The organism is Acinetobacter sp. SFB (genome assembly GCF_001647545.1).
Classification (GTDB): Bacteria; Pseudomonadota; Gammaproteobacteria; order Pseudomonadales; family Moraxellaceae; genus Acinetobacter.
The window spans coordinates 1-7,118 of record NZ_LSZH01000008.1; the positions used below are offsets into that span (position 1 = coordinate 1).

Annotated in this window: 7 protein-coding genes and 1 pseudogene; 3 read left to right on the top strand and 5 right to left on the bottom strand. The window is 35.0% G+C overall.

Going from position 1 to position 7,118, the window contains the following annotated elements; all coding sequences use genetic code 11:
- Together AY606_RS04475 and repM are read right to left on the bottom strand one after the other, a co-directional pair.
- Window positions 1-564: plasmid replication DNA-binding protein (locus AY606_RS04475; RefSeq protein WP_067865374.1), on the bottom strand; the 564-nt coding region annotated here is incomplete at its 3' end.
- A complete protein-coding gene (repM, locus tag AY606_RS04480) occupies window positions 557-1,516 on the bottom strand; it encodes a replication initiation protein RepM (protein ID WP_067865377.1) in 960 nt (319 codons plus the stop codon). The genes repM and AY606_RS04475, both read right to left, overlap by 8 nt.
- A gap of 1,277 nt (window positions 1,517-2,793) precedes the next feature.
- On the opposite strand from repM, the gene AY606_RS04485 reads away from it, so the two are divergent.
- On the top strand, window positions 2,794-3,219 hold the full coding sequence (locus AY606_RS04485; protein ID WP_067865380.1) for a hypothetical protein: 426 nt from the start codon (window positions 2,794-2,796) through the stop codon (window positions 3,217-3,219).
- The gene (locus AY606_RS04490) at window positions 3,209-3,754 is read left to right on the top strand and encodes a hypothetical protein (RefSeq protein WP_067865385.1); all 546 of its coding nucleotides are present in this window, start codon (window positions 3,209-3,211) and stop codon (window positions 3,752-3,754) included. The genes AY606_RS04485 and AY606_RS04490 overlap by 11 nt, the downstream gene beginning before the upstream one ends.
- A gap of 260 nt (window positions 3,755-4,014) precedes the next feature.
- Here AY606_RS04490 and AY606_RS04495 read toward each other — a convergent pair whose 3' ends face one another.
- Window positions 4,015-4,491, bottom strand: coding sequence for a very short patch repair endonuclease (locus AY606_RS04495; protein ID WP_067865388.1), 477 nt, complete (start codon window positions 4,489-4,491; stop codon window positions 4,015-4,017).
- 243 nt (window positions 4,492-4,734) lie between these two features.
- On the opposite strand from AY606_RS04495, the gene AY606_RS04500 reads away from it, so the two are divergent.
- Entirely contained in the window at window positions 4,735-5,397 is a 663-nt protein-coding gene (locus tag AY606_RS04500) for an NgoBV family restriction endonuclease (RefSeq protein ID WP_081408362.1), read from the top strand.
- Here the strand turns inward: AY606_RS04500 and dcm are convergent.
- Together dcm and AY606_RS16055 are read right to left on the bottom strand one after the other, a co-directional pair.
- On the bottom strand, window positions 5,394-6,743 hold the full coding sequence (gene dcm, locus AY606_RS04505; protein ID WP_067865391.1) for a DNA (cytosine-5-)-methyltransferase: 1,350 nt from the start codon (window positions 6,741-6,743) through the stop codon (window positions 5,394-5,396). The genes AY606_RS04500 and dcm overlap by 4 nt on opposite strands.
- Before the next feature lie 281 nt (window positions 6,744-7,024).
- Window positions 7,025-7,118 (bottom strand): annotated as a pseudogene (locus AY606_RS16055) (plasmid replication DNA-binding protein); the annotation flags it as partial.

Genomic DNA, 7,118 nt, shown 5'->3' on the forward strand with positions numbered 1-7,118 from the left:
TAAAACTGCATGCAGGACACGACCAAATAAGCCTCGCTTTTTAGGCTGTGGCGATGCCACATTTTGCACTGTGGCATGCTGTGGCGTTGCACTGTGGCTTACTGTATTAGACTGCTGTGGCACTGCCACATTTTCTGCTAAAATTTTATAATTATTTCCTTTATTTTCAATATCTTGATCTGTTGTTGCACTTTGTGGCATTGCAATGTCGCATGCTGTAGCGTCTTGTTGTGGCGGTACTGTAGCAGGTGCCACACTTTTTAACTCAATAAGTGTCTGCATGCGATCAATTTGCTGCATTAAGCGTTCTTCACGCTCTTGGTATTTTTTAACTTCATTTTCCAACTGCGCAATAAGTTTTTTTGTTGTTGCATCATCTGCCTGGTTAGGTACTTCATGTTTTTGAGCTGTGGGTGTTGGTTCACCAAAGCATCTAATGACTTCTGCTAGATCAAACTGCCCATCACTAGAACGAGATAAACGTCCATTACGCACAGCCCTATAGATGGTAGATCTATCGACATGAAACTGCTTTGATACTTCGCTCAGCGATAGCTTAGCCATTCATAGTGTCCTTTTTATTAGATGGCGCATATCCCACTTTTTTTAGATATGGATAGAGTTCTTTAAAGCGTTCGAGATCTTGCAACATCTCAGAAATACGTACAGCAAATTGCTGGAAGCTTTCTGTACCTTGAGAATATTTACTCATATCAGGAAGTTGTGAAAGCTTATTGGCAAATAAGTGTCGTTGAGTATCTGTCATTTTTGAAAATAGCTGTTCTGGACTCTGTTCTCTTGAGTTTTTTGGTTTGTCATCGTTTTCATTTTCATTTTTATATTTAAAGATAAATGTGAATCCAGAAACAGAACGTCCTTTTTTATGTTGTTGGTATTCTGCAGTTATATCTGAAAATTCATTTATTTGTTGAATAGCGACATCTACGACTCTTCTCTTAAAAGCTTCAACTCTCGAGTACTCGTTTATTCCTACACCTAGCTGTTCTCTAAATTTTTCTAGAGGGAACATGGGAGTTTTTTTAATGGATTTCCACTGTTTTAATAACTCGTATAGCCTTACTGCATAAATACTTTTAAAGTTAGCAGTCTGTTTTAGATGATAGCTAGTAAAGTATATCCGGAAGCCATCTAGCTTAGTAACTTGATCAATTAAAACCCGAGTTAGAGTTAGTAATATACGGCCTTCACCTTTCTTATAGTTTGCATCTTGGATCCAACGACTTTTAGTAATGGAACCATCATCATTTTCAATTGTAAATTGTCGTTTAAATAGAGTTTCTTCAGCCTCTGCTAAGCTTAAGTATGCAGCATCTAATGAAACATTAAATGCCTCGGCATATCGTGCAGCATTTAACTCAAGTGGATGTTTTGGAGTTAATCCTTTACCTGTTTCTCTTGCGTCAATAATAGCAAGCTGAATAAGTCTTGCTTCAGATAGGGTAAGAGATTGCAATGCTTGCACTAGCTTATTGGATTTAACTACAAGATCAGTCATATGAGAAATAAGCAACAAATAATTATATGTTGTTATAACAACACTATAACTATTTGTTGTCAATTGATATGATTAAAAAAAACTCGACATGTTTAAATATTAAAAATATTTAGTGCTAAATTATAAGTAATTTTCAATATATATCAGTTACTTAACATATTTACATTAGTAAACATTGACCGAGAAAATGTTGTCATATACCACACATAAGCAATACTCATCCTTTAAAAAAACGTCAATAAATGTAATTTTAAACATTTAAGTATATGTTTTTTAAAGATAATTTATAAATAAAAACAACCAATTTTATTCTGTTGTTATATACCTAGGAAACGTTGCTATATCACCTAGGAAACGTTGCTATATCACCTAGGAAACGTTGCTATATCACCTAGGAAACGTTGCTATATCACCTCTGTAACCCTTTATTTATAAAGGTTTCAGCTAGCGTAAAAGCATTAAAAGAATTAAAAACATTAAAAGGTAACATCACTAAAAATTGCCCTATGTTTTCGCTACGCTCAAACTCTATTGAACTTCGCTACGCTCAAACTCTATTGAACTTCGCTACGCTCAAACTCTATTGAACTTCGCTTACGCTCAGTTCGATGGGGCAATTTTTTGGTTAATACCTGGTATAAATCATAAAAAGCAAAAGCAACTCGGAATTCGCTTCGCTCATCAGTTTTTTATGCTCGCTTCGCTCGATCTAGGATCAAAATCACACTGATCGCACCCATTCGGGATGCTCTGTACTTAAGTTTTAGAAGCAAATGAAAGCCAGTAATCAAGGAAAAAGCGAAGGCAAATTTTCGTTGTGCCAGCTCGTAGACACTCGCTTAAAAAGAGTGTTTTTTATTCAAATATATATAGGTAATCGAGCCATATACTGGCACTTCAATAGTGCCGGTAAGATGTGCCGGTGAAAATGAGCAGAAAGATGACATGATTCACGGTAACGCAACCGCTACGCTATCCTCTGAAACCATGCTATCGCTAGGTTTCAGCCCGAAAGGGTTCGGGACGGATTTGCTAAAACGCTAGGGCGTTTTTACCTCTTACAAAGCCCCCGTCGTTGCGCTGCCGCGCACGACAACCCCCTTACTGAAAAGTATTGAGCTTCATTTGCTACGCAATGAACTCAACGGACTTTTTTAACCGTAAGAGGGTTGTCGTGCACTGCGTTTCGACGGGGGTGGGCTACAGGAGCAGCTTTTGCTACACCTAACAATGAGCCTTCGCGATTTTTTGAAGTAGGGCGGATTAAACAGGTCACTATGGATCATGGTTTAGCTCTACAGCGCATTAAAGCCATTGGGCTTAGGGGTGGTTGGGGTGAGTGGAAAAGCAGCTCTACGATGCTTAAAACAGCGAATATGAACCGTTCTGAGTGGCGTCAAGTGCCAGATGCAGTTGCTATTTCACCGCAAGGCCGAAAAGTAGCAATTGAGTTAGAACGTACGCGTAAGACGCCTAAGCGGTATGTTGAAATATTGGCAAATTATGCAGAAATGCTCGCATCTGAAGTTGTTAAGGAGGTGTTCTATATCTGTCCAGATATATTGGTGAAAAGAATAGAGCTAGATTTCTACACAATTGAAAAAATTATTTTTAGGGGGCGAGTTATGCCTGTGCATGAAAGCCTTTTGAAGCGTTTTTATTTTATTTCTTACACAGATTGGGAAGCTAAATATGTTGCATGAAGCGTTTTATCCAGCAGATAAATTAGGCAATAAGCCATCTAAAATTTTTTATGGTTTTGTTGAAGATAGTTCTTTAATCACTTTAGTTGTCTTTGATTCACAAGCAACTACCACCTCTGTCTTGGCTTTAACTCCTGAGAATCAAGCAAAGTTGGTTTATAGATTATTAAAGAACCATGTACATGGTGTTCAAGCGGACTTTATTAAAGTTGTATTTCTCCGTACTGACTCAATCTCTAAGCTTGTAGGAGAGCAGTGGTCGATACAGGTAAATAAGCATTATGTTGAAGAACGAGTCAATGAGATTTTAGAGCAGAGAAAAGCTCATTTAGGATTTTTTGGACGATTTTTTAATAATAAACCTTCCCTTCCATTTAGCACTGTGACGATTGATAAGAAGGATTTAGCTATTGGATTAACTGAAAATATTAGCCTATATAATCTAGTACATCTTGATTATGAACAGGCTAAATATCTTCTTCAAGCCTTGAAAAATACGGATTATGGGGACTTTAATGATATTTTGAAGGGCTAATTTTAATAGAGCCTGAGATGATCTCAGGCTTCTTATTTAGGGCTTACAACTGAATTTCGTATAAGTGGAGTACACCCTAAATTGACGTCATGACAGCCAAAATTCTCAACCTAAAATCAATGGTTTAGAAGCCGTGAAACATCATGTTAGCAAAGATTAAAACAAGTCTTAGATTTATACGTGACACTAAAAAGCCAGTTGTATGCCATGGCTTTTTTTAACTTTATATAAGCTGGATTAGATAAATTATAAATAAATTTTTAATCAGTTTTTATGATGAGATCTGAGCTTTCTCTAAGTTCAAGGAATGGTTTTGTACCCATTATAAAATCAGAAATAACATCTGCAAGCTGAGTTAGATCTTTCTTTGAAGCTTGGATTTTACATTCCCAAATAATGCAAACTCTCCAATTATTAGACATTAATAAATCTATTGCCCGAATATCATTATTGCGATTTTTTAAAAATTTTTCTTGCCAAAATTCAGTTCGAGTACTAGGTAATTTAAATAAACGGCAATTTTCGTGTCCATGCCAAAAACATCCATGGATAAAAATAACAGAGTGGTATTTAGGTAAGACAATATCTGGTTTCCCAGGCAGGTCTTTTACATGCAAACGAAAACGAAATCCCCTCTGATGAAGCATACTTCGAATCAGCAATTCTGGTTTTGTATTACGGCTTTTAATTGCTGCCATGATACGGCTACGGGTAAGGCTATCAACTCTATCGACCATTGATTTTACCTTTCTAACATTCTTATTTAGCCAGGATAAAACTTTGCTTAATTTATTATTCTAAATTTGAATTTACATAACGTTTTCTATACACATTATGATTTAATCATAGTAAGTAGTTTCTGTTGTGCTTGGATGCCGCAATTATCTCCGCCTCCATCTTTAAAGGATAATTATTCAATTATCCTTTCTAATTTTCTTGAAAAAAACTATATTAATCAAATTTTCTAACAATTGATTTTTATGTCATATCATTCAGAAGCTTTAAAAATTTTTTCAAAATTACAATCTATAAAAACCACTTTAATTGGAGGGACTAATTTTAAATTAGGAGAAATTTCTCTTCAAATTGAAGGTAAAGATGGAATAGGTGGATTAATAGAAGAATGGTTTGGTCATTGGGCTCAACAAAATGGCTTCAATGTTAGAAATCCTAAAAAAGAGGGAAGCAGTCAGGAATTCCCTGATTATTATATTTGGGAAGAACCAAAAGAATATGAAGCATTACTGGAAGTAAAAACCTACGATGCAAATGCTGGCGCTAATTTTGATATAGCCAATTTTCAATCTTACTGTGCTTCAGTATCTGAAAATCCTTATCGGCTTGATGCTGATTATTTAATTTTCGCATACAAAGTTCATAATGGGATACTTAGTATTCATGAAGTGTATTTGAAAAAAATTTGGGAAATAACGTGCCCTTCTAAACGTTGGCCATTAAAAACACAAACAAAACGAGATGTAATTTATAATATTCGCCCATCTTCTTTTCATTCTAATCAAGGTAGATATCTTTCTTTTAATACGAAGGAAGATTTTATCGAGGCACTATTCTTAACGGAAGAAAAATACCTCGATAAACATTCAGACAATAGAGCTACCTATATCAAAAATACAAATAATTAGGACATTTCTAATTTTGGAGAAGTTTTTGGAGTATCTTCTTCTTGATGCTCTAAAGCTTCTAATACTCTACTAGTTACAGCTTTTACGACTGGTACAGCTACAGTATTTCCAAAAAGGTCAAAAGCTTCTTTAGGTTTTACATTTAAAACATAATTATCAGGAAAACCAAATAATCGTTTCTTTTCTATAGATGTTAATAGACGAAGTCCTTTACCATCTGGCACTACGATTCTGTCTAAATCTGTAGCTACTAAAGTTGGGGCAATTGCTTTTGGGTCCAAAACTTTATTTATTTCATAACTTAATTTACCAGCAACAATATTGTAGCCCTTTTCAATATCTACTCGATATTCTCGTTTTTGTTTTTCTTTACCATTCTCATCAAGATAAGACACAACATCTTTAGGATGTTCTAGCTTCACATACTTTTTAGCACATAGATCATCTAGCATTTCTTGTAAGTTAGGATGGTCATAAAAAGTTTTAATCTCATTGATAGTTAGTGGCATCCCATCCATCCATTGAATACCTTTAAGATCAGCCCATTTTTTATTTCTTCTTGCTCTCATAATCTTGCCAAGAAGTTCTCTTTGATCTTTTGAAACAGAACCTTTTAATTCAATATCCCAACTATGAATATTATTAGTTCCGCCTCGTTTATCTTTAACGGATTTTCCATATAAATCATTAATAGAGTAATGCTCTAGCAATAAATCTATGAGCTTACCCTGGAGTAAAGGTTTATCCTTTTCTAATACTGTGTCTAATGATTTTATATCAGGTTCAAATCCGCTCAAATCAACAGTACTAGATAAAGTTCCTGTTATAAAAATGCGTTTTCTCGCCTGGGGTATACCAAAATAGCTAGCATCAAAAACTTTCCAGGATACTGAATATCCTAGCTCTCTTAATGCCTCAAGAATAATTGTTAACGTTTGACCCATTTCATCATTCTTGTTTAAAAGATCATGTTTAACTAAACCTTCGACATTTTCGAGAATAAAGGCTTTAGGTTTTTTAGCTTTTAATATACGTTCAACTTCAAAGAACATTGTTCCTCTAGTATCTAGAAACCCCTGTCTTTTTCCAGCACTGCTAAAAGCTTGGCATGGAAATCCTGCCAATAGCACATCAAAATCAGGTATTTCAGAACTATCAATTTTTGTAATATCGCCAGCAACATCTTCATTACTATAATTATCTTTATAAACTTGGATTGCGTAAGGTTTTATTTCTGAACTGAATACACATACAGGTTTTTTTTGCTGTTCAATCACAGCTTGTTCAAAGCCTAGTCGGAATCCGCCCATACCTGCGAATAAGTCGATAAATTTAATAGATTGCATAGTTCAAACATCAGATTTTACTTAATGGATAATGGTATCAACTAATGTTCAGAGGTTCCACTACTTTATGCAATTTTTCTACATTTTAAAGATTTGCTAAAATTAACATAATGCACGTTATACGAAATGCTCTATTTTATTTGTTTTAAATCATAGTCTTAACGTGTAATGAAAAACCCACACCTGCCGGTCTGGGCTTTTTTATGGATTTTTCATGTTCCACGATCATTAAGTGATCAATGTTTCACGGTTTTATTTAGCTAAATTGGATAATCCAGTTCTTAATCATCACTTAAAACTGCATGCAGGACACGACCAAATAAGCCTCGCTTTTTAGGCTGTGGCGATGCCACATTTTGCACTGTGGCATGCTGT

What these genes read in the sequence shown, in the direction of transcription:
- repM (WP_067865377.1), bottom strand. Translation starts at nt 1,516, where the DNA reads ATGACTGATCTTGTAGTTAAATCCAATAAGCTAGTGCAAGCATTGCAA.
- AY606_RS04485 (WP_067865380.1), top strand. Translation starts at nt 2,794, where the DNA reads ATGGATCATGGTTTAGCTCTACAGCGCATTAAAGCCATTGGGCTTAGG.
- AY606_RS04490 (WP_067865385.1), top strand. Translation starts at nt 3,209, where the DNA reads ATGTTGCATGAAGCGTTTTATCCAGCAGATAAATTAGGCAATAAGCCA.
- AY606_RS04495 (WP_067865388.1), bottom strand. Translation starts at nt 4,491, where the DNA reads ATGGTCGATAGAGTTGATAGCCTTACCCGTAGCCGTATCATGGCAGCA.
- AY606_RS04500 (WP_081408362.1), top strand. Translation starts at nt 4,735, where the DNA reads ATGTCATATCATTCAGAAGCTTTAAAAATTTTTTCAAAATTACAATCT.
- dcm (WP_067865391.1), bottom strand. Translation starts at nt 6,743, where the DNA reads ATGCAATCTATTAAATTTATCGACTTATTCGCAGGTATGGGCGGATTC.